At 65.1% G+C, this 21702-nt stretch carries 23 protein-coding genes; 6 read left to right on the forward strand and 17 right to left on the reverse strand.

Annotated features, from left to right (window positions below):
* Positions 1-16: 16 nt before the first annotated feature.
* From JQ621_RS08470 to JQ621_RS08480, 3 genes are all read right to left on the reverse strand, one after another.
* On the reverse strand, positions 17-1588 hold the full coding sequence (locus tag JQ621_RS08470) for a hypothetical protein (RefSeq protein ID WP_212233986.1): 1572 nt from the start codon (positions 1586-1588) through the stop codon (positions 17-19).
* A 274-nt stretch (positions 1589-1862) separates the two neighbouring features.
* Positions 1863-2063, reverse strand: a complete 201-nt coding sequence (locus tag JQ621_RS08475) for a hypothetical protein (protein WP_212233987.1) — start codon at positions 2061-2063, stop codon at positions 1863-1865.
* A 172-nt stretch (positions 2064-2235) separates the two neighbouring features.
* Positions 2236-3420, reverse strand: coding sequence for a DUF2125 domain-containing protein (locus JQ621_RS08480; RefSeq protein ID WP_212233988.1), 1185 nt, complete (start codon positions 3418-3420; stop codon positions 2236-2238).
* A 110-nt stretch (positions 3421-3530) separates the two neighbouring features.
* Between JQ621_RS08480 and JQ621_RS08485 the strand changes: the two genes are divergently transcribed.
* Entirely contained in the window at positions 3531-4142 is a 612-nt protein-coding gene (locus JQ621_RS08485; RefSeq protein ID WP_212233989.1) for a gamma-glutamylcyclotransferase, read from the forward strand.
* Here JQ621_RS08485 and JQ621_RS08490 read toward each other — a convergent pair.
* From JQ621_RS08490 to ftsE, 4 genes are all read right to left on the reverse strand, one after another.
* Positions 4139-4912, reverse strand: a complete 774-nt coding sequence (locus tag JQ621_RS08490; protein ID WP_212233990.1) for a lysophospholipid acyltransferase family protein — start codon at positions 4910-4912, stop codon at positions 4139-4141. The genes JQ621_RS08485 and JQ621_RS08490 overlap by 4 nt on opposite strands.
* Positions 4913-4923: 11 nt before the next feature.
* Entirely contained in the window at positions 4924-5628 is a 705-nt protein-coding gene (locus JQ621_RS08495; protein WP_212233991.1) for a YdcF family protein, read from the reverse strand.
* Positions 5629-5906: 278 nt separating this feature from the next.
* Positions 5907-6875 carry a cell division protein FtsX gene (locus JQ621_RS08500; protein ID WP_212233992.1) on the reverse strand — a complete coding sequence of 323 codons (969 nt, stop codon included), beginning with the start codon at positions 6873-6875 and terminating at the stop codon, positions 5907-5909.
* Positions 6868-7527, reverse strand: coding sequence for a cell division ATP-binding protein FtsE (gene ftsE / locus JQ621_RS08505; RefSeq protein WP_212233993.1), 660 nt, complete (start codon positions 7525-7527; stop codon positions 6868-6870). The genes JQ621_RS08500 and ftsE overlap by 8 nt, the downstream gene beginning before the upstream one ends.
* Positions 7528-7725: 198 nt before the next feature.
* Here ftsE and JQ621_RS08510 point away from each other — a divergent pair, with 198 nt between their 5' ends.
* Together JQ621_RS08510 and JQ621_RS08515 are read left to right on the forward strand one after the other, a co-directional pair.
* Positions 7726-8601, forward strand: a complete 876-nt coding sequence (locus JQ621_RS08510) for an MJ0042-type zinc finger domain-containing protein (protein ID WP_212233994.1) — start codon at positions 7726-7728, stop codon at positions 8599-8601.
* A 48-nt stretch (positions 8602-8649) separates the two neighbouring features.
* Positions 8650-9024 carry a response regulator gene (locus JQ621_RS08515; protein ID WP_212233995.1) on the forward strand — a complete coding sequence of 125 codons (375 nt, stop codon included), beginning with the start codon at positions 8650-8652 and terminating at the stop codon, positions 9022-9024.
* A gap of 238 nt (positions 9025-9262) precedes the next feature.
* Here the strand turns inward: JQ621_RS08515 and JQ621_RS08520 are convergent, their stop codons facing one another.
* The gene (locus JQ621_RS08520) at positions 9263-11857 is read right to left on the reverse strand and encodes a TIGR02302 family protein (RefSeq protein WP_212233996.1); all 2595 of its coding nucleotides are present in this window, start codon (positions 11855-11857) and stop codon (positions 9263-9265) included.
* Positions 11858-12037: 180 nt separating this feature from the next.
* Here JQ621_RS08520 and JQ621_RS08525 point away from each other — a divergent pair, with 180 nt between their 5' ends.
* A complete protein-coding gene (locus JQ621_RS08525) occupies positions 12038-12421 on the forward strand; it encodes a carboxymuconolactone decarboxylase family protein (protein WP_014491654.1) in 384 nt (127 codons plus the stop codon).
* A 221-nt stretch (positions 12422-12642) separates the two neighbouring features.
* A complete protein-coding gene (locus tag JQ621_RS08530) occupies positions 12643-13533 on the forward strand; it encodes an NAD(P)-dependent oxidoreductase (protein WP_212233997.1) in 891 nt (296 codons plus the stop codon).
* 143 nt (positions 13534-13676) lie between these two features.
* Here JQ621_RS08530 and lysA read toward each other — a convergent pair whose 3' ends face one another.
* The 3 genes from lysA to argH form a co-directional block, all read right to left on the reverse strand.
* Positions 13677-14942, reverse strand: a complete 1266-nt coding sequence (gene lysA, locus JQ621_RS08535) for a diaminopimelate decarboxylase (RefSeq protein ID WP_212233998.1) — start codon at positions 14940-14942, stop codon at positions 13677-13679.
* Between the two features lie 23 nt (positions 14943-14965).
* Complete coding sequence (lptM, locus tag JQ621_RS08540; RefSeq protein ID WP_212233999.1) at positions 14966-15256, reverse strand: LPS translocon maturation chaperone LptM; 291 nt, start codon at positions 15254-15256, stop codon at positions 14966-14968.
* Positions 15257-15349: 93 nt separating this feature from the next.
* On the reverse strand, positions 15350-16747 hold the full coding sequence (gene argH, locus JQ621_RS08545; RefSeq protein WP_212234000.1) for an argininosuccinate lyase: 1398 nt from the start codon (positions 16745-16747) through the stop codon (positions 15350-15352).
* A 101-nt stretch (positions 16748-16848) separates the two neighbouring features.
* On the opposite strand from argH, the gene tlpA reads away from it, so the two are divergent.
* A complete protein-coding gene (tlpA, locus tag JQ621_RS08550; RefSeq protein WP_212234001.1) occupies positions 16849-17514 on the forward strand; it encodes a thiol:disulfide interchange protein TlpA in 666 nt (221 codons plus the stop codon).
* A gap of 4 nt (positions 17515-17518) precedes the next feature.
* Here tlpA and JQ621_RS08555 read toward each other — a convergent pair whose 3' ends face one another.
* The 6 genes from JQ621_RS08555 to JQ621_RS08580 form a co-directional block, all read right to left on the reverse strand.
* Positions 17519-17713, reverse strand: coding sequence for a putative motility protein (locus tag JQ621_RS08555; RefSeq protein WP_212234002.1), 195 nt, complete (start codon positions 17711-17713; stop codon positions 17519-17521).
* Positions 17714-17782: 69 nt separating this feature from the next.
* Positions 17783-18664, reverse strand: a complete 882-nt coding sequence (locus JQ621_RS08560; protein WP_212234302.1) for a 3-hydroxybutyryl-CoA dehydrogenase — start codon at positions 18662-18664, stop codon at positions 17783-17785.
* A 192-nt stretch (positions 18665-18856) separates the two neighbouring features.
* Positions 18857-19807, reverse strand: coding sequence for an electron transfer flavoprotein subunit alpha/FixB family protein (locus tag JQ621_RS08565; RefSeq protein WP_212234003.1), 951 nt, complete (start codon positions 19805-19807; stop codon positions 18857-18859).
* Positions 19807-20556 carry an electron transfer flavoprotein subunit beta/FixA family protein gene (locus JQ621_RS08570; protein ID WP_212234004.1) on the reverse strand — a complete coding sequence of 250 codons (750 nt, stop codon included), beginning with the start codon at positions 20554-20556 and terminating at the stop codon, positions 19807-19809. Before JQ621_RS08570 ends, JQ621_RS08565 begins: the two co-directional genes overlap by 1 nt.
* A gap of 127 nt (positions 20557-20683) precedes the next feature.
* Positions 20684-21256, reverse strand: coding sequence for a cob(I)yrinic acid a,c-diamide adenosyltransferase (locus tag JQ621_RS08575; protein WP_212234005.1), 573 nt, complete (start codon positions 21254-21256; stop codon positions 20684-20686).
* A gap of 1 nt (position 21257) precedes the next feature.
* Positions 21258-21452 carry a twin transmembrane helix small protein gene (locus tag JQ621_RS08580; RefSeq protein WP_212234006.1) on the reverse strand — a complete coding sequence of 65 codons (195 nt, stop codon included), beginning with the start codon at positions 21450-21452 and terminating at the stop codon, positions 21258-21260.
* Positions 21453-21702 lie beyond the last annotated feature (250 nt).

The raw sequence follows: 21702 nt of genomic DNA on the forward strand, positions 1-21702 counted from the left end.
TGCCACTCACAGGAGATCAGAACGGATAATAGCGGATCTGCGTCATGACGATGTTGTCGTCGGTCTTGGGCGCGCCGCCGACACCGGCGAAGGCGAGCCGCTGCGTGTAGGAGTACTGCACGCCGGCTTTGAGCGTGCCGTAATTGCCCTGGTAGATGGTGTCGTAGATGCCGGCGGTGACTTGCCGCACTTCCCTGGTGTTGCCGTTGCAGGTCGCGGCCGGCGTGTTCTCGGTGAAGCAGCCGGTGTTGTTGTAGAGCGGATTGCCGTAGCCAAATGGCACGGTGCCGACATTGGCGAAATTGGCCTTGGCTTTTTCGAGACCCGCGTAGCTGTAGACGTCGAGGCTCGGCGTTGCGTGCCAGATCAGGCCGACGGCGGCCGCCGTGATCGTCAGCGGCAGCACCGTGCCGTCCTGCGCCACGGCGGCATCGGGGAACGGCGTCGCCGTGAAGCGACCAAGCACGCCATGCGCGCCATAGAGCTGCAGGTCGAGGGTCTTCGGAATCAGCTCCGCGAAGACGTGGCCGCCGAAGCTGCCGGTGTCGTAGGTGTGGTTGGCGCCGTTGAAGCGGTCGAACAGCTGGCGATAGAGCGCCCAGGCTTCGACATGCAGCTTGTAGGGCCCGAGCCGCGGATCCCACGCCGCCTTCGCGGTGACGTCAGGCACCTGGTTCAGGCTGACATTGTTGAGGTTGTTGAAGAAGCTGCCGCCCGGCCCGGTGAGGTTGACCTGGAGGTTCGGGTTGAGCACGCCTTGCGGGCCCACCGCGGGCGTACCGACCGTCGGCGTGTTGCCGCCGAAGAACGCGGTCTGCGGATTTTCGACCGATGCCGCGATCTTGAATTCGGGCCCGATATCCTGCCAGACGCGCAAGCCGGGCTGCCGTGCCGCCAAAAATCCCGGAACGGATTCGAAATCGATCACGCCGGGCGCGTCGACGCCGCGTGGATCGATGCCCGTCTTGGTCGGCGCGTTCAGCGACCAGGATTGGCCGGCGAGGAAGTGCAGGCCGAGATCGGTGCGGTCGAGCTCGAGGCTGAGCTGCCGCATGCGCGGATTGAAGGAGTTCGTCGCAACCGAGCTTGCCGTCTGCGCCGCGCCCTCGAAATCGATTTCGCCGTAACCGGCGAGATGCGTATCGGGATCGGCGTTGCCTTCGGCGAGCACGGAGAACCGGCTCTGGCGCGCGGAGAACCGTGTCTCCGGGACATAGAAATTGTGGGCCTGCTGGTAGGGGATGAAATTGTAGACCGAGCCGGTGTCGGAGGCGATGTTGCGCGAGCGGTAGATGCCGGTGAGATCGACCCAGCCGCCGAATGTCAGCGTGATGCCCTTGTAGCAGATCTTGCCTGACGCGCAGGGATCGACGGGCAGCGCCTTGTAGGTCGCCGGCACCGGCACGGACCTCGACTGCGCCGCCTCGACCTGGCGCGTCTTACGCGCCTCCGAATCCACCTTCTGTTGCAGCTCCCTGAGCTTCGCCTTCAACGCCTGGATTTCCGACGTGACATTGTCGTCGGCACGCGCCTGTCCCGAACAGGCAGCGAGTAGTCCCAGCATCAGTCCGTAGTTGATGATCCGCACGTAAGCCTCCCTCCACTGGGGAAGCAGGTTCTGGTCGTCGCGCCCCCGGCGCGTGCGTGCTTCCCTGGTGTGGAGTGATGCGAATAAGCGTGCTGTTATTCTCGGCGAGGCGCATCTTCTGCATCACGTTTTCCTGACGATCATGTTCGGAATATTTTTGCGGCTTCCCCGATCCGCACGCGCGCGATCGTTGCGCATCTGACGCAACGCGCGTTGGGCCCGACCGGGACATGGCCGGGCCCAACTCCGCGATGCGCGTCTCAAGGGATGGCGGCTAGTGGCCCTTGGTCGTGCGGATCACCGTGGGGCGCGGTGATGTCGCGGAAGGCGCATAGGCGATGGAATCGCGTGTTGCCGGGCTCGCGTGATTGCGATCAGAAGCGGCCGGCTGCCGCGGCTGCCACTGCGCGAACGCAGGCGTCGCGAACGCGGCCGTGGCGCCGATGGCGGCAACGAACAGTTTTGATGTGGTCAAGAATGTCTCTCCTGCCTGAGGAGCCCGCGGCATCATGCGGGCGGCATGGAGAGAGAACGGGCGTTGCGGCTTCGCATTCCCGATGCGTGATCACGATCTGGCGAAGAGATCGTGACGTGCGTTCAGAGGTTCGTAGCCCGGATGGGGCGAAGCGCAATCCGGGCTACGGGAATCAGTACAGCGGCGGAATCTCGCCGACCTTGATCGGGCCGAGCAGGACAGCGCCGTCGACAAATTTCAGCGGGAAGCTTCGCGCCTTCCTGCCCTCGAGCGTGCTCTCGGTGCCGATCGAGTTGATGCCGGCGGCAACACCCGCGTTGGCGTTCTGCTTGATCACCTTGCCAAGGCCGGGGACGGCGCGATCGAGCGCACCGAACAGATTGTTGAGGTCCTTCGTCTTCACACCGGGCGCAACACGATCGAGCGTTGCCTGAGGCACGCCGTCTTCGAGCATCTTCTCGATGCCGAGCGCCGGGATGACGCGCTCGAGGCCGGTCACCGTCATCTGCAATTCGCCGTCCAGTCGGCCATTGGCCGAGAGGCCGAGCGTGCCGGCCGCGACCGCGATCATCTCGCCCTGCTGGATCCGCGACTGCACGATCTCGATATGACCGCCGGCAGCCTGGATCTCACGGAAACGCTGCGGCCACGGCTTTGGCGTGAGATCCGACAGGCCCGTGATCTTCGCGCGCGTATCCGCCTCGAACGGCTCGGCGAGCAGCGGATGGACGCCCTGGATGCTGGCTTGCGAGACCTGGAGCACGGTTTCGATCACCGGATGATCGGCCGGTGATCCATCGGCGAGACGTCCGTGCAGTTCGATCTGCCTGGCTCGCGCGAGCGGCACCTGCACGGAGCCGTCAAGCCTGTTGAGGCTGGGATCGTCGAACACGATCGAGGCGCGCTCCGGGATGGCCGGCAAGCCGATCACGCTGCTGCGGCCCTTGCTCCAGTTCACCACGAAGGTGTTTTGCGTGACGCCGTCGACCAGCGTTGCCGGCGCGGAGAATTCGGCGATGACGTGCCTGGGGTCATAGACCTGGGCGACGACGAGGATGTTGTCGAGCCGCGCCGTGAACGGCGTCTTGCTCGCGTTCTGCGAGACCAGGGCAACGCTGGCGCCGGAGCACTGGACCTCGAAGCGGAACGGGAAACCCGCGACCGATCGCTTGGCGCAGTCATAGATGCGGCCGGATTTGGCCTCCTGCGCGCGCCAGGCATCGACCGCGATTTCGGCCTGCGAGGCCGCATAGAACCAGAAGCCGCTCCAGGCGGCTGCGAGGATCAGGAGGAGGACGGGAGCGATGAAGAGCCCCCGGCGGGAGCGCCGGCCTGCGGCAACGGTCATATCGGACATGCGGCGACCCTTTGACCCCAGATTTTGTCAAATGTAAGCGGGCTTTGCCCCCAACAAAAGGCGGAGAATTCGCTTCGCTTGGAGGGCTGGTTCTGGTAGCCGTGCCCGAAATGTCTGAAATCACCCTCCCCAACGTGGCCACCGCCAAGGGCGACCTCTGGGTGTTCGGCTACGGTTCGCTGATGTGGCGACCGGGCTTCGCATTCGAGGAGCGCGTCCCGGCCCGGCTGGTCGGCGAGCATCGCGCGCTTTGCGTCTATTCCTTCGTGCATCGTGGCACGCCGGAGCAGCCTGGTCTGGTGCTGGGACTCGACCGCGGCGGCGCCTGCCGCGGCATCGCCTTCCGCGTCGCCGAGAAGAACCGCGCCGACGTTGTCGCTTATCTGCGCGCGCGCGAGCAGGTGACCTCGGTCTATCGCGAGGTGATGCGCTCGGTGTGGCTGGAGAACGAGGCGCGCGAGCGCGTCTCGGCGCTCGCCTATGTCGTCGACCGGGGTCACGTGCAATATGCCGGCCGGCTGTCGCTCGCCGATCAGCATCGCCATGTGCTGCAGGGTCACGGCCAGTCCGGTGCCAACAGGGACTATGTGACGGCGACCGTGAAGGCGATCGAGGCCGAAGGCTTTCGCGACACGCAGCTGCATCAGCTCGCAACGATGCTGCATGGCGAGGCGCATCCGGTGCACGCCCAGGCTCCGGACGAGACCCGAGAGAGCCGCTAACGTCCCGACGACGCGTAGCTCGGCGCGCGTCCGATCAACTGCTCCTGCTCTTTGCGTCCCGCTTCGACGAGCGGCCCGGTCGCACCCTCGATCGCGGCTTGCGCGCGCGTGAGAAACTGGTCCTTTGGCAGGCCGGGCGGCAGCGGATCGAGGAACTCCACCACCAACGTGCCGGGATAGCGCATGAACGTCCGGCGCGGCCAGAACAGGCCGGAATTGAGCGCGATCGGCAGGCATTGCACCCCACAGGACGAATAGATCTGCGCAAAGCCGGTCTTGTAGTCCGGCGGCGCCCCAGGCGCGCGGCGGGTGCCTTCCGGGAAAATGACGAGCTGGCGGCCGGCGCGAACCGCCTCTCGCGCGCGACGCGTCATGTCCAGCAGCGCCTTCACGCCTGCATTGCGATCAATCGCGATCATCCCGGTCTTGACCAGGAACTGGCCGAACACCGGGATCTGCATGAGCTGGCGCTTGAGGATGAAGATCGGATGATGAAAGAAGCCCGGCAACACGAACGTTTCCCAGAACGACTGATGCTTCGCGATGACCACCAGCGGCCCCTGCGGGATCTTCTCGACCCCGCGGAACTCCACCTTGATGTTGCAGACCACGCGCATCAGGACCAGCGTGACGTTCGCCCACCACTTGGCGACCGTCAACGTGGTGCGCGGCGGCAGGGCGAAGGTCGGCAGCGCCACGATGATCAGGCACACCAGCACGGCGTAGAACAGCACGTTGAAGACGAGCGAGCGCAGGAAAATCAGGAACATCAGGAATCCGATCAATTGGCCTGTGCCGTGGCAGGCCGCCTGGATTGCAGACCCGCAGGCTGCTCCGACATCTCGGGGGAAAGGTCAATCCCGAAATCTTCCAGCCGCACCCTGACCTCCGCGGCGATGTACTTGACATATTCGGACATGAGCAGCCTCAGCGTCGAGGCCGAGGTCCACCATGGCTCCTCGCGCCATTTGTCGCCGACCACCGCGAAGGGAACGAGCGTCGTCTCCGGCATCGCGTGCGAGAACTCCACCAGCGCGCGCGGCATGTGATAGTTCGAGGTGACCACGATCAGCGATTTGAAGCCGCGCCCCTCGGCCCAGCGCCGCGCCTCCGCCGCGTTGCCGCGGGTGGTGAGCGCGGTGCGATCGAGATCGACGCAGCAGGTCATGAAGGACTGGTTCTCCGGCAGTGTCCGGGAGATGTCGCTTGCGGTCGAGGTCGGGTGCACGCCCGAGATCAGCAGCCGCTTGCCGTAGCCGGCCGCAAGCAGCTCCATCGCGTCCGAGACCCGCGAGGAGCCGCCCGTCAGCACCACGATGCCGTCCGCCTTGCGGCCAGGGGCGATCTCGGCGCCGCGCAATTGCGTCAAGAACGCAACAAAGCCCGCCGCCACGCCGACGAACACGAACGCGACCGTCGAGACGATGGTCGCGCGCAGCCAGCCGCGCGGCAGGTTCGGCGATTGATCGTCGGTCGGCGAGGTCATGCGATATCGGTGATCCCTTCCCCGGATGATTTTAAGACGTTTTGAGGCGATGTGGAGTCCGGTTTGTCGGGCTCTCCCCTTGTGGGAGAGGGTGGCTCGCCGCGAAGCGGCGAGACGGGTGAGGGGTTCTCTCCGCAAGTGAAGCTCGCAGTGAGCTCGTGGATAGATACCCCTCATCCGGCGCCATAGCCGAAGCTTCGCTTCGGCGTTCTCTAAGAACGGCGGCCGAAGGCCGCCTATGCCACCTTCTCCCACAAGGGGAGAAGGAAGAAAGGAACTCAATCCACATCATTTAGCGTGGCGAAAAGCGTCTGACGCGAGGCGACCGCCGTGATCGCGCCGATCAGGACGGCCTGCACCGCGAGCACGACATAACCTGAGGGCCGCAGCGAGAAGGTGCCGAGCAGCGCGGCGAACTGGTCGCCGACCGGCGTGCCGGAGAACCAGCCGGCGATCGACTCGGAGAAGCCGAACAGCAGCATGGCGACGCCCCCGCCAATGACGCCGCCTTCGAGACCGAGCCTGAGGAAGTGCCGCAGGAAGTGATTGGCGATGTAGCGGTCACCGGCGCCGACGAAATGCAGCACTTCGACGATCGGGCGGTTCGCCGCCATGGCGCCGCGCGTTGCGAACGACACCGAAATGATCGTCGCGACGATGACGAGCGCGAGGATGCCGATGCCGGAGAGCACGGTGGCATTGGTCATCGAGCGCATCCGTTCGATCCAGGCGCGGTGATCGTCGACGCTGGCACTCGGCGCCGCTTGCGTCACGCGAGCGCGCAAGGCACCGAGATCGAGCACCGTTCCCGGCTGCACGCGCGCGATGATCATGCGCGGCACCGGCAGATCGTCCATCGACAGGCCGGTACCGAGCCACGGCTCGAGCAGCTTGCCGCTTTCGTCCTTGCTGAACGGCCTGACCTCGACGACGCCGGCCTGCGCGCGCAGCGCCTCGGTGACGGCAGCCGTATCGCGCTCGATGTCGCGTCCGGATTGCGGACGGACCTGGATGGTGATCTCGCTTGCGACATCCGATTGCCATTCCGCAGCCGAGGCGCTGACCAGCAGCACCGCGCCCGTCGTCATCGAGGCGAGGAAGGTCATGATGGCGACGACGGCGACCAGCGCGCGGCCGTGGATCGAGGCGCGCGGCACGATCGGCGACATGTTGCGCGCCCGCGCGGGAAGCTGCGGACGCTCCTGTCCGAGATCGACCAATACGCCGCGATCGTCGGTTCTACTCATAGACGTGCAGCCGTCCCTGATGCAGCACGAAGCGGCGCGCGTCGTACTGGTCCATCAGCGCGATGTCGTGGGTTGCGATGATGACGGCGGTGCCTGACTTGTTGAGCTCGATGAACAGCCGAAGCAGGCGTCGCCCGAGCGTCGGATCGACGCTGCCGGTCGGCTCGTCCGCGAGCAGCAGTTGCGGCCGCGAGATCACCGCGCGCGCGATCGCCGCGCGTTGCTTCTCGCCGCCCGACAGGATCGGCGGCAGCGCGTCCATGCGGTCGCCGAGGCCGACCCAGCGCAGGAGGTCGATGACCTCCTTGCGATAGCTCGATTCGCTGCGACCCATGACGCGGAACGGCAGCGCCACGTTCTCGTAGGTCGTCATGTGGTCCAGCAGGCGGAAATCCTGGAGCACGATGCCGATGCGCTTGCGCAGGTCCGCGATCTCGTCCTTGCCGAGCTGGGAGATGTCGTGCCCGAACAGATTGACGAGGCCGCGCGTCGGCCGGTGCGACAGGAACAACAGGCGCAGCAGCGACGTCTTGCCGGCGCCCGACGGGCCGGTGAGGAACTGGAAGGAATGCGCCGGGATCTGGAAATTGAGGTCGCGCAGGATCTCCGGCCCCAGACCGTAACGCAATCCGACATTTTCGAACCGAACCACGTTCAGCTCCGTTCGAGGGGCGTAGGCCGCACGCCAGCGAAGTTTCGCCACGTGCGATCAGGGGGTTGTGCGACCGTTATGGTTTCCGGTTCGTTAACGGTCGCCCTGTAGCATCCCCGGCAGCATCCTTTGAAGTACCCTTCATGGAGTACCATTGGCGCCCAGTTCCGGGCGACAAGGTCATCGTCGAGGCCGTCCATGCATATCGTCTGCCCCCATTGTACGACATCCTACGCCATCAAGCTTGCCAGCCTTGGGGCTAACGGCCGGACGGTCCGCTGCTCCCGCTGCAAGGAGACATGGATGGCGCATCCCGAGGATGCCATCGAGGAGGCGGCCGTTCCGGCCATGGCCGCGGCCGGCCAGGCCGACGACCAGTCCGACCTTGCCGCGCAGTGGAACACCTACGCCCAGGACGAGGCCGCCGAGACCCCGGTGGTCGAAAGTCCCTCGATCGCCAGCGACTGGCCGACGGAGGACACTGCCGAGCCCGAAGACGAATGGTCGGCGGCGGCCCGGGCCGCGGAAGAGGACGTCGTCGGCGTCCAGCACCAATCCTGGTTCCGTAGCCTGTTCAGCCGTCGCGGGGCCAAGGTGAGCCGGCCGAAGCCCGCCATCGCCTCGCGCAAATCCCATTACGGCCTGCCGACCGCGTGCGCCGCCATGGGCGCGCTGGTCCTGGCGCTGGTGATCTGGCGCGGCGACATGGTCCGCCTGCTGCCGCAGACCGCGGCGTTCTACAAGATGGTCGGGCTGGAGGTGAACCTGCGCGGGCTCTCCTTCAAGGACGTCAAGCTCTCGACCGAGACCGTGGACGGTAAGCAGGTGCTGGTGATCGAGGGCGTGATCGTCGGCCAGGGCAAGAAGCCGGTCGATATTCCGCGGCTCCGTTTTGCGGTGCGCGACGCGCAAGGCGCCGAGATCTACGCCTGGAATTCGGTGCTGGAGCAGACCGTGCTGCAACCCGGCGAACGCGCCTTCTTCCGCTCGCGGCTGGCCTCGCCGCCGCCGGAAGGCCGCAATATCGACGTTCGCTTCTTCAACCGGCGCGACATTGCCGGCGGCAGCGTATAGTCAGGCTTGATGGAGTCCGCACGGGAGGTTGGTCCCAAGGTTGCTGTCATGCCAAAAGTGTTGATCGCCGATGACGAGGATTCGATGCGCCAGCTGGTGGCGCGCGCCATCGCCATGGACGGCCACGAGACCGTCACCGCACAGGACGGTGCCGAGGCGCTTGAGATCCTGACCCGCGAGGACGGCGCGTTCGACCTCTTGCTCACCGATATCCAGATGCCGGTCATGGACGGCATCGCGCTCGCGCTCTCCGTCGCGCGCGACTTTCCCCAGCTGACCATCCTGCTGATGACGGGCTTTGCCGATCAGCGCGAACGCGCATCGAATTTGAATGCGCTGGTGCATGATGTCGTGACCAAGCCATTCTCGATCGCCGATATCCGCACGGCGGTTGCGGACGCGCTTGCAGCGAAGAAGGCCTGACGCCGCAAGCAGCGCAAGCTCGTGATCCGTCATCCTGAGGTGCGAGGAGCGCAGTGCGATCTGCACTGTGCTCAGAGCCTCGAAGGATGAACGGCCCAGATGCAGATGGGCCGTCGCCCTTCGAGGGCCGCTGAAGAAGCGGCCACCTCAGGGTGACGGAGATGGAATCTTTCCGCAGAGAGATTCTGGATTGCTTCGCTGCACTCGCAATGACGGAGGATGAGGTGAGGGCCTGCCCTCAAAAATCCTTCAGCAGCCGCTCGATATAGTCGAGCTCGATCTGCGGGCGCGAAGGGTCGCCGAGGCGGCGGCGGAGTTCTTCGAGGATGCGGCGAACACGTTGCACGTCGATCTCGCCCGGGATCTTGACCGTGTAATCGTCGAGTTCGCGGCCGTGCATCGGACGGCCAAGCGGGTCGGTCTGGTTGGCACCGCTTTGCTGGCGGCCGGTGCGATTGCCGGGACCGTCACCCTGACCGTCGCCATCGCCCTGCTGCATCGCCTCGGCCATCTTCTGCGCACCCTTGCGCATCGCCTCCAGCGCCTTGCCCTGGGAGTCCACGGCGCCGTCGGCATTGCCTTCGCCGAGCTTCGAACCCGCATCGCCCATGGCGTTGTCGGCGGAATCGAGCCCGCCTTCGTCATCACCCTGGTCGGCATCCTGATCGCCGTCCTGGCCCTGGTCGCCAGGCTGCCCCTTCTGGCCTTTCTGTCCCTGCTGGCCCTTCTGCGAAAGGCCGCGCTTGGCCATTTCGTCCTGAAGCTTCTTCAGGCGGTCGCGCAGCGCCTGCTGGTCCTGCTGCAGATCCGACATCGACTGGTCGCCCTGCTGCTTGCCGCGCATGCGATCGCGCCGGGAGTCCTGGCCCTGCTTGTAGGTCTTGTCGCGCAATTGCTGCTGCTTGCGGATCATGTCGCCGAGCTCGTTGAGCGCCTGCTCCATGTCGCTCTCGCCGGACTGTCCGGGCTGCGCCATCTGCAGGCCCTCCAGCATCTGCTGGAGCTGGTCGAGCAACTGCTTGGCCGCATCCTTGTCGCCGGAGCGCGACAGGCGCTCCATGCGGTCGATCATGTTCTGCAGGTCCTGCTGGCGCAGGATTTTCGTGTTTGGATCGAGCGGCCGCGCGAGATTCTGCGCGTCCTTGTTGTTGCGGAACTGCTCGGCGAGCTGGCGCATGAAATTGTCGAGCGCCGCGCGCAGATCCTGGGTCAGCTTCTTGATTTCCTCGTCGCTGGCGCCGCGCTCCAGCGCCTGCTTCAGCGCCTCCTGCGCCGCGCGCAACGCCTTCTCGACGTCGGAGATGTTGCCATCCTCGATCGTCACCGCGAGTGCCCACAGGCTTGCCACGACCTCGCGCAATGCATCGTCGGTGCGCGCCGCCTCGAGCTGGCGGGTGACGCTGTAGAGGCCGAGATATTGCCCGGTCTCCTGCGTGAACAGTTCGGGCGCGATCATCAGCGCGTCGAGCGCCGTGTAGACGTCGGAATTCCTGTTGGCATCGAGCGCGAGGATGCGGCGCTGCTCGATCAGCGCGCGTGCGAGCGGCTTGGTGAACAGCCGCTCGGGCAGGCGCATGTTGAAGGGTTCGCTTCGAGCCTCGTTGCCGGCCTCGTCCTTGGCGGTCAGCGTCAGCGTGACGTCGGCGCCGGCATAGGGATCCTCGCTGAGATCCTTCACCGTCTGACCGACACCGTTACGGGTGCGCGCGTTCGGCAGCACGAGCGGGAATTGCGGCGGCTGGAACAGCGGCCGCGCCGCGGTTCGTCCATCGCCGTCCTTGCCGGCATCATTGCTGCGCGCGGCGACCTGCGCTTCGGCGCCGGTGACGCCGTAATCGTCCTCGATCTTGTAGACGAGCTGGAGCGCACCGCGCGCCTGGCGCTCCGGGTCCTTGGCGAGCGCGATCGTCGGCGGACGATCCGGGCTCGCCGCAAACGCCCATTGCGGCTGACCCGAGGGCGCACGGACATGCGCAGTGCCGTCGCCTGTGATGGTGAAATGCTTCTCGTTGGTGCCCTTCGGCGCAGCCTCCTTCGGCTCGGCCTCCTTGAGGCCACCGGAGACGACGACATCCAGGCTGCCGCCGGAGGAGCGCACGATCAGGGTCGAGCCCGCGGGAACCGAGAGCGGGCCGGAGGACGGAAGGGCCGCGGCTTCCTTGTTGGCCGCCGACAGGATCACCGGCGGCTTGCCGGTGTAGAGCGGCGGCGTGACCCAGGCATCAACGCGGATGTTGGTCGGCGCCAGCACTCCGTTCCAGTCGAAGGCTGCGCCCAGCCGCATCGCGCGCTCGTCGCCGGCGGCAAAGAAGGTCGCGACCAGCATGATCATGACCAGCGCACGCAGCGCCCAGGGATCGTGGATGGCAAGGCGCGGACGCGGCAAACCGGCGCGGATGCGCTTGAGCGAGGCCAGCGTGCGCTCGCGCTGGGCCTGCCAGAGCGCCTGCGCGACAGGGTCCTGCGACGTCAGCGTGTCCGTGAGCGTGGTGGCCGGGCGGTGACGGATGCCCGAACCGCGATCGAGCCGGGCGAGCGCCTCTGCGCGGCTCGGCCAGCGAAACCGAATCAGGGGGAACAGGGCGGCGGCCGCAAGGCCTGCGAAAAGGACGAGGCCGATCGCACGCGCGACGGAGGGCAGCGCCAGCCAGATGCCAGCCCAGGACACCACCAGGAACAGGCCGATAACGGTGAAAACACGCGCCAGACCGGGCCAGGCACGCTCCCACGCGATGGCATAGGTGGACCGCTCGAGGGCCTGCGCCAGCTTCAGCCGCGACAGAGCATCGCCATCGCGGATCGGGTCTGACGGGTCGGGGGTGACGCCGTTCAATCAACTCTCCAGGTTACCCGGCGGAGAGGAGCGTACCACAACGGCAGCACTGAGGCATCCGTTCCTGTACGGGAGACACCCCTTTTCCCGCATAACACGAGGACGTGACTGGCAAGGGGCAACCCCGTAATTTCCGCGGCGCCATCCCAAGAGAAAACCTGAGGGGAATAAGGAAACGCCATGGACAAGAAGATGCACGACAAGGGCCTGGAGGTCCGCAAAGCGGTGCTGGGCGAAGCCTATGTCAACAACGCGCTGAAGAACGTCGACGACTTCAACCGGCCGTTCCAGGAGATGCTCAACGAATATTGCTGGGGCACGGTGTGGGGCCGCGAGGAGCTGCCGCGCAAGACCCGGAGCATGCTCAACATCGCGATGATCGCGATCCTGAACCGCCAGCACGAGTTCCGCGCGCATCTGAAGGGCGCGCTGACCAACGGCGTCAGCCGCGACGAGATCCGCGAGATCCTGATGCAGGTCGCGATCTATGGCGGCATGCCGGCCGCCGTCGACAGCTTCCGCATCGCGCGCGAGGTGTTCGCGGAGATCGATGGGAAGGCGTGAGGGACGATGAGAGTGAGGGACCCAGCATCCCTCCCCCTCGTCGTCCTGGCGAAAGCCAGGACCCATAGCCACCGGCGGATGTGGTTATGGGGACTCGGAGTGACCACTTCGCGCCACAACTTCTCCCTGGGGTAATGGGTCCTGGCTTTCGCCAGGACGACACCGAGAGTTGCGCGGGGTCGTTCGACAAAATAATGAAGACAAGAACACAAGGAAACACCATGGACATCGGATTCATCGGCCTCGGAAACATGGGTTTCCCGATGGCGCGGCGGCTGATCGAGGCCGGGCACAAGCTCGTCGTGTTCGACACCCGCAAGGAGGCCGTCGACATGCTTGTCGCGCGCGGCGCAACCGCTGCGACGTCGCCGAAGGACGTTGCCGACAAGGTCGAGACGGTGATGGCGAGCCTGCCGTCGCTGCAGGCCTCGCTCGAGGTGGCCACAGGCGCCAGCGGCGTGATCGAGGGCAGCCGCGCCAAACGCTTCATCGATCTGTCGACCGTCGGCTCGGCGATGGCCGCGAAGATTCACGGCCTGCTGGCGAAACGAAACATCGTGCAGATCGACTGCCCGGTCTCGGGAGGCGTCGGGGGCGCCGAGAAGGGGACGCTCGCGGTGATGGTGTCAGGGCCAAGAGCGGAGTTCGAGCTGCTCAAGCCCGCGCTCGACGTGATCGGAAAGGTGTTCTTCATCGGCGAGAAGCCGGGCGCTGCGCAGACCATGAAGCTCGCCAACAATTTCCTCTCGGCCACCGCGATCGTGGCGACCTCGGAGGCCGTGGTGATGGGCGTGAAGGCCGGGCTTGATCCCGCCGTCATGATCGACGTCATCAATGCGGGCTCCGGCATGAACACGGCGAGCCGCGACAAGTTTCCGCGCTCGGTGCTGCCGCGGACCTTCGACTTCGGCTTCGCCACCGGATTGATGGTGAAGGACGTCCGGCTGGCGCTGGAGGAGATGAAACAGCTCGGCCTGTCGATGGAGGTTGCGGACGCCGTTGGTCGACTCTGGGAGACCGTGATCGCCGCGGAGGGCGCGGGATCCGATTTCACCGCGGCGATCAAGCCGATCGAGCAGAAGGCCGGGGTCGTCGTGGGCCGAAAAAGCTAGCGATTGCGCCGAGGCGGCCGATTCGCGTGGCCTATCAAGCAGTTTCGCAGGACCACCCGGCGTCAGGCGGGTCTCCCAAGGCTACTGTGCATGGGGTTGTTTTCGCGTTTTGAGTTGGCCGCGCGAACCGGCGCGGCGCCGGCTCACAGCCACGGCGCCGGCGTATCCATCGCAATGAGCTGCTCGACCTCGATGCGCGGGCGCACGACCGCGTATTGATCGCCCTTCACCATCACCTCCGGCACCAGCGGCCGCGTGTTGTAGGTGCCGGCCTGGACGGCGCCGTAAGCGCCTGCGGTCATGATGGCGATGAGATCGCCCGGCTTGGGCGTCGGCAGCGTGCGGTCGAGCGCGAGGTAGTCGCCGGTCTCGCACACCGGTCCGACGACGTCGGCCATGATGGTCGCTGCGCCCTTCGCCGGCTCCGTCACCGGCAGGATGTCGTGATGCGCCTCGTACAGCGTCGGACGAATGAGGTCGTTCATCGCGGCGTCGATGATGACGAAGTTCTTGCCGTCGCCATGCTTCACATAGATCACCTTGGCGACCAGGATGCCGGCATTGCCGACGATCATGCGGCCCGGCTCGAACATCAGCGTGCAGCCGAGATTGTGGCTGACGCGCTTGACCATCGCGGCATAGGCATCCGGCGCCGGCGGCGCCTCGCGGTCCATGTCATAGGGAATGCCGAGCCCGCCGCCGAAATCGACGTGGCTGATGTTGTGGCCGTCGGCGCGCAGCGTCTGCACGAATTCGGACAGGATGCGGAACGCCGTCTCCATCTTGGACAGATCGGTGATCTGGCTGCCGATGTGAACGTCGGTGCCGGTCACCTGAATGCCGGGCAGCTTCGCAGCGCGCGCATAGACCTCGCGGGCGTGCACGATCGGGATGCCGAACTTGTTCTCGGACTTGCCGGTCGAAATCTTGGCATGCGTGCCGGCATCGACGTCCGGATTGACGCGGATGGAAATGCGCGCGGTCTTGCCCGTCTCGGTGGCGAGGCGCGACAGCAATTCGAGCTCGGGCTCGGATTCGACGTTGAGACAGAGGATGTCGGCGGCGAGCGCCGCGCGCAGCTCGGTCTCGGTCTTGCCGACGCCCGAGAACACGATCTTGCTGGCGGGAATACCGGCGGCCAGCGCGCGCTTCAGCTCACCGCCCGAGACGACGTCAGCGCCCGCACCAAGCTTCGCAAGCGTGCGCAGCACCGATTGGTTGGAGTTCGCCTTCATCGCGTAGCAAATCAGCACCTTCTCGCCGGCAAAGGCATCGGCGAAGACGCGGTAGTGCCGCTCCAGCGTCGCGGTCGAATAGCAATAGAACGGCGTGCCTGTTGTCGCGGCCAGCTCGGACAGGTTCACCGCCTCGGCGTGCAGCACGCCGTTGCGATAGTCGAAATGGTTCATGGCGTTGGCTCAGTTACCCCAGCCTATCGGCTGGGCTTTTCGTCCAGGAGCGGATCGAGGATAAACGGTTTCTTCTTGCCCTTGGTCGCCGCCGGCGGGGCATCCGCACCATAGGTCGGATTGAACACGCTCGGCGTCTTCTGGGCTTCGGTCTCGGTATCGGCAGGCGCGGCGATATTGGCCGTGGACGCGTTGGAGGCGGTCGGCGGCAGGTCGAGCGGGCCCTTGCGGCCACAGCCGGCGAGCGCAAGCGCGCTCAGGCTCAAGACAATGATGGCCCAACCCGAGCCGGCCGGGCGAAACTTTGACGTCACGACGAAATCCCCACTACGCGGGGCGCACCATACAGAGATTGGCGCGCTCTGGCGAGAGCCGGATGATCATGAAACATAAGCGAAATTTTGCCTTCAGCCCAATTTTCGCTCTTTTTCCAGCCGCTTCGCCCAGGCCTTCGCCTGCGACGTCACGTTCTTCGGCGCGGTGCCGCCGAAGCTAGTGCGGCTCTTCACCGACGATTCGACCGAGAGCACACCGAGCGCGTCCTTGGTGATCCTGGGCTCGATCGCCTGCATCTCCCTCAGCGGCAGCTCGTGCAGCACCACGCCGCCCTCGGCGGCCTTGGCGACGATGCGGCCGGTGACGTGGTGGGCCTCGCGGAACGGCATCTTCAGCGTCCGCACCAGCCAGTCGGCAAGATCGGTCGCGGTGGCATAGCCCTCGCCGGCAGCAAGCTTCATCCTGGCCTCATCAGGCACGAGGTCACGGACCATGCCGGTCATGGCGCGGATCGCGAGCGACAGCGCGGCAAAGCCCTCCATGGCGCCCTGCTTGTCCTCCTGCATGTCCTTTTGATAGGCGAGCGGCAGGCCCTTCATCACGATCAGGAGACCATTGAGCGCGCCGATGACGCGGCCGGTCTTGGCGCGCACCAGCTCGGCGGCGTCGGGATTGCGCTTCTGCGGCATGATCGAGGAGCCGGTGGTGAACTTGTCGCTGAGGCGGATCATGCCGACCAGCGGCGAGGTCCAGATCACAATCTCCTCGGCAAAGCGCGACATGTGCACGGCGCAGATTGATGCGGCTGACAGCGTCTCCAACACAAAGTCGCGGTCGGAGACCGCGTCGAGCGAGTTCGCCATCGGACGATCGAAGCCGAGCGCTTTGGCCGTGGCGTGGCGGTCGATCGGGAACGAGGTGCCGGCGAGCGCAGCGGCACCCAGCGGCGATTCATTGAGCCGCTTGCGCGCATCCTGGAAACGGCCGCGGTCGCGCGCTGCCATCTCGACATAGGCCATCAGATGGTGGCCGAAGGTCACGGGCTGCGCGGTCTGCAGATGCGTGAAGCCGGGCATGACCGTGCCGGCATGCTCGAGCGCGCGCTCCACCAGCGCCTGCTGGAATGCGGCGAGCGCGGCATCGGTCTCATCGAGAACGTCGCGGACATAGAGACGGAAATCGGTCGCGACCTGGTCGTTGCGCGAGCGAGCGGTGTGCAGACGGCCGGCAGCGGGGCCGATCAGCTCCGACAGGCGGCTCTCGACATTCATATGAATGTCCTCGAGCGCGCGCTTGAACTCGAAGCGGCCGTTGCCGATCTCTGACAAAATCGTGTCTAGACCCTTGCCGATATTTTTCGCATCAGAGGCCGTGATGATGCCTTGGCTGGCAAGCATCGCGGCGTGGGCCTTGGACGCGGCAATGTCCTGGGCAAACAGGTGACGATCGACGTCGATGGAGACGTTGATCTCTTCCATGATCTCATCGGGACGTTCCGAGAACCGGCCGCCCCACATCTTGTTGCTCATGATCCCCTGCTCACGCCTTGCTTTGCCGCATGTTTGCTGGCGGAGGCCAGCCGTATTAAGAGGCCCCTGATAGCCATATCTGCGACCGGATGACAAACGATATGCTGGACCAGAAGCCCTCCGCCACGCGCCGGATCCCCATCGTCATCGCCACCGTGGTGGTCGGCGGGTTGGCCGGTTTCGCCGCGCTGTACGGGCTCGGCCTGAGCCGGGCTCCGTCAGGCGACCCGGCCTGCCGGGCGGCGGTGGCCACGGCCCGGAAGATCGCCCCGCTCGCCCATGGCGAGGTGGCGGCGCTGACCATGGCGAGCGCGCCCTTGAAGCTGCCGGACCTGACCTTCGAGGATGCCGAGGGCAAACCGAAGAAGCTGTCCGATTTCCGCGGCAAGACCCTGCTGGTCAACCTCTGGGCCACATGGTGCGTGCCCTGCCGAAAAGAGATGCCGGCGCTGGACCAGCTCCAGACCAAGCTGTCGGGGCCAAATTTCGAGGTGGTGGCGATCAATATCGACACCCGCGACCCCGAGAAGCCGAAGAACTTCCTGAAAGATGCCAATCTGACCAGGCTCGGCTATTTTACCGACCAGAAAGCCAAAGTTTTCCAGGATCTTAAGTCGATAGGTCGGGCGCTGGGCATGCCGACCTCGGTGCTGGTCGACCCGCAGGGTTGCGAGATCGCGACGATCGCGGGACCAGCCGAATGGGCGAGCGAAGATGCGCTCAAGCTGCTTCGGGCGGCCTTAGGCCCGGCTGCCGCGTCGCTTTGATTCCTTAAGCCGAGATATTGAGATTGCCGCCGACGCCAGGGCCGACATTGGCGAGCGAGGGCTGACCGGCGCCCAGCAGCGTCAGGACGGCGGATTTCTCCGCATCCGCGTTCTGCTTCATGAGCGTCGCCGAGATGTTCGACTGCAGCGCGCCTTGCTGAGAGGCCAGCATGGTGCTGACCATCGCCATCGTGTCCATTACGAAAAACCCTCGTACCGGCGGCAGCCTAGGCGCGATGGGTTAACGCGACATGAATTGTCACATGGATCAGCGGGTCGGAACCGGCTTGGCGCCGCGGTAGTCGTAGAAGCCGCGCTGGGTCTTGCGGCCGAGCCAGCCGGCCTCGACGTATTTCACCAGCAGCGGGCACGGGCGGTACTTGGAGTCGGCAAGCCCCTCATGCAGCACCTGCATGATCGACAGGCAAGTATCGAGGCCGATGAAATCGGCAAGCTCCAGCGGGCCCATCGGATGGTGCGCACCGAGCTTCATCGCCGCATCGATCGCCTCGACATTGCCGACGCCTTCGTACAGCGTGTAGATCGCCTCATTTATCATCGGCAACAAAATGCGGTTGACGATGAAGGCCGGGAAATCCTCGGAGACGGCGACCTGCTTGCCGAGCTTGGCAACGAACTCCTTGGACGCCTCGAATGTCGAATCGTCGGTGGCGATGCCGCGGATCAACTCGACCAGCTCCATCAGCGGCACCGGATTCATGAAGTGAATGCCGATGAAACGTTCGGGCCGATCAGTCGCGGCCGCAAGGCGGGTAATCGAGATCGACGACGTATCGGAGGCGACGATCGCCTCCGGCTTCAGGATCGCACAGAGGTCGTGGAAGATCTTGCGCTTGACCTCTTCCTTCTCGACCGCGGTCTCGATCACGAGATCGCAATCGGCGAGGTCATCGAGCTTCTCGGCGAGCTTGATCCGCGCGATCGCCTTGGCCTTGTCGTCCTCGGTGACGCCCTTCTTGGAGACCTGGCGCGCCAGATTGCCGTTGATGGTGGCCATGCCCGACTTGAGGCGGTCGGCCGAGACGTCGTTGAGCACCACATCGAAGCCGGCCAGGGCCGCGACATGCGCGATTCCATTGCCCATCTGACCCGCGCCGATCACGCCGACCTTCTTGATTACTGCCGCCATCATGTCATCCACCGGAACGGCGCGCATATCGCGCCCTGCCTATCCCCCGAGCCGGGAGGTCTGATTTAATCAGAACCCTGGCTCGAAACCTAGATTGGATCGCTCCCCCAGCGCGCCCCACGCCAAAGAAAACGCCTCGAAAAAGAAAAACCGGCCGGAGTGTATACCTCCGGCCGGTGTTTTGAACGCGTTTTACTTGCCGAGCTTGCCGAGTTCGGCCGTCAGCTCCGGAACCGCCTGGTAGAGGTCGGCGACCAGGCCGTAATCGGCGACCTGAAAGATCGGCGCGTCCTCATCCTTGTTGATCGCGACGATCACCTTGGAGTCCTTCATGCCGGCCAGATGCTGGATCGCGCCGGAAATACCGACCGCGACATAGAGCTCAGGAGCCACGACCTTGCCGGTCTGGCCGACCTGCCAGTCGTTCGGCGCATAGCCGGCGTCCACCGCCGCGCGCGAGGCACCGACACCGGCCCCCAACTTGTCGGCGAGCGGCTCGATATACTTGGCGAAGTTCTCGCGGCTCTGCATGGCGCGGCCACCGGAGACGATGATCTTGGCCGAGGTCAGCTCGGGACGGTCGCTCTTGGCGACTTCCTCGCCGACGAAGGTCGACAGGCCGGGATCAGCCACTGCGGCGACGCTCTCGACCGGCGCACTGCCACCGGCAGCGGCCGCCGCGAAGGTCGAGGTGCGGACCGTGATGACCTTCTTGGCGTCCTTCGATTTCACCGTCTGAATGGCGTTGCCGGCATAGATCGGGCGCTCATAGGTGTCGGGCGCGACCACCTTGGTGATCTCCGAAACCTGCATGACGTCGAGCAGCGCGGCGACGCGCGGCATCACGTTCTTGAAGCGCGAGGTCGCAGGCGCAACGATCGCGTCATAGGACGGCGCCAGCGAGACGATCAGCGCGGCCAGCGGCTCGGCGAGGTCGTGCGCGTAAGGCTCGCCTTCGGCGAGCAGCACCTTGGCAACACCTGCGAGCTTCGAGGCCGCCTCGGCCGCCGCTTTGGTGCCCTGCCCGCCGCCGGCGACCAGCACATGGACGTCACCGCCGAGCTGGGACGCTGCGGTCAACGCCTTGTTGGTGGAGTCCTTGAGGACTTCGTGTTCATGTTCGGCGATCAACAGCGTCGTCATCAGAGCACCCCGGCTTCGTTCTTGAGTTTCGACACCAGCTCGGCGACGTCCTTGACCTTGACGCCAGCCTTGCGGCCTGCCGGTTCAGTCGTCTTCAGAACCTCGAGACGTGCGGTAACATCGACGCCGTAATCCGCGACGGTCTTCTCGGCGATCGGCTTCTTCTTGGCCTTCATGATGTTGGGCAACGAGGCATAGCGCGGCTCGTTGAGACGAAGATCGGTGGTGACGATTGCCGGTCCCTTCAGCTTGACGGTCTGCAAGCCGCCGTCGACTTCGCGGGTGACCTTGAAGTCGGCGCCTTCGACCTCGAGCTTCGAGGCGAAAGTCGCCTGCGACCAGCCGAGCAGCGCGGCCAGCATCTGGCCGGTCTGATTGCTGTCGTCGTCGATCGCCTGCTTGCCGAGAATGATCAGGCCCGGCTGCTCTTCTTCAGCGACCTTCTTCAGGATCTTGGCGACAGCGAGCGGCTCGACGGTGCCCTCGGCCTTCACCAGGATGCCGCGATCGGCGCCCATGGCAAGACCAGTGCGGATTGTCTCCGATGCCTGCGCAGCTCCAATGGACACCACCACGACTTCGGTTGCCTTGCCGGCTTCCTTGAGGCGCAGCGCTTCCTCGACCGCGATTTCGTCGAACGGGTTCATCGACATCTTGACGTTGGCGAGTTCAACGCCCGATCCATCGCCCTTGACGCGGACCTTGACGTTGTAATCGACCACCCGCTTTACCGGCACTAAGACCTTCATCGATCCTCTTTCACTCAATTTGGGAGGGGGGTATTTCAACTGGCGCGGAACCTAAAGGCCTGATCCGGCCTGGTCAACGCGCGAAGGGAGCTAATTTTAGCCCCCTGAAATGCTGATCTCAATGGGGTCAGCGATTCTGGCCTGGAACCCAAAGCACATCGCCCGCGCCATTATGATTGGCGGTGCGGCTGGCCACGAACAGGAAGTCCGACAGGCGGTTCATATATTGGATGCCAGCGGCGCCGACCGTCTCGCCGGGCTGGGCTGCCAGTTCCACCATCACACGTTCCGCCCTGCGGCAAATCGTGCGGGCGACGTGGAGGTAGGCGGCGGCCGGCGTGCCGCCCGGGAGTACGAAGGAGGTCAGCGGCGCGAGCTTGTCGTTCAGTGCGTCGATGTCATGCTCGAGCCGCTCGACCTGACTTGCCACCACCCGCAGCCGTTCCGCCTTGCCGTCCCGCTCGGGCACCGCAAGATCGGCGCCGAGATCGAACAGATCGTTCTGGATGCGGGCGAGCATCGCATCGAGCTCCACGGCGTCCCTGGTATGAAGGCGCACCACGCCGATCGCGGCATTGGTCTCGTCGACGGTGCCATAGGCCGTGATGCGCAGATCGTATTTCGGACGGCGCTCGCCGGTTCCAAGCGCTGTCGTGCCGTCGTCACCGGTCTTGGTATAGATGCGGTTGAGCAGGACCATGTTAGCGCCCCATCGCCCACACAGCGGTCATGGCAATGACGATCGCGATGAACTGAAGCAGCACGCGCCAGCGCATCAATCTCTGCGAGGTGTTGGGCGAGCCGCCGCGCATCATGTTGACGAGGCCGAGCAGCAGCACGACCGCGACGGCGGCCACGGCGATCGGCAGGATGAAAGTACTCAGGAGAGGTGCCATTTGGGGGTGATAACACCGTGTGCGGCGCTCCGCCATGGCGTTCCCAATCTGGCTTTTAGGCCAATAATATCAGAAGCTCTTGAGATGATTTCCAATTTGCGCTCGCCGCCGGCCCTCTTCGCCTCTCCCCGCCTGCGGGGAGAGGCCGACGCGCGGAACGCGCGGCGGGTGAGGGGGGCTCGCCGCGAGGACGGAGATCGAGGGATTCGCGGAAGCTCCCCCTCACCCGGAATCCGCGCTACGCGCGCAT

This window comes from Bradyrhizobium manausense (assembly GCF_018129685.1).
Taxonomy (GTDB): domain Bacteria; phylum Pseudomonadota; class Alphaproteobacteria; order Rhizobiales; family Xanthobacteraceae; genus Bradyrhizobium; species Bradyrhizobium manausense_D.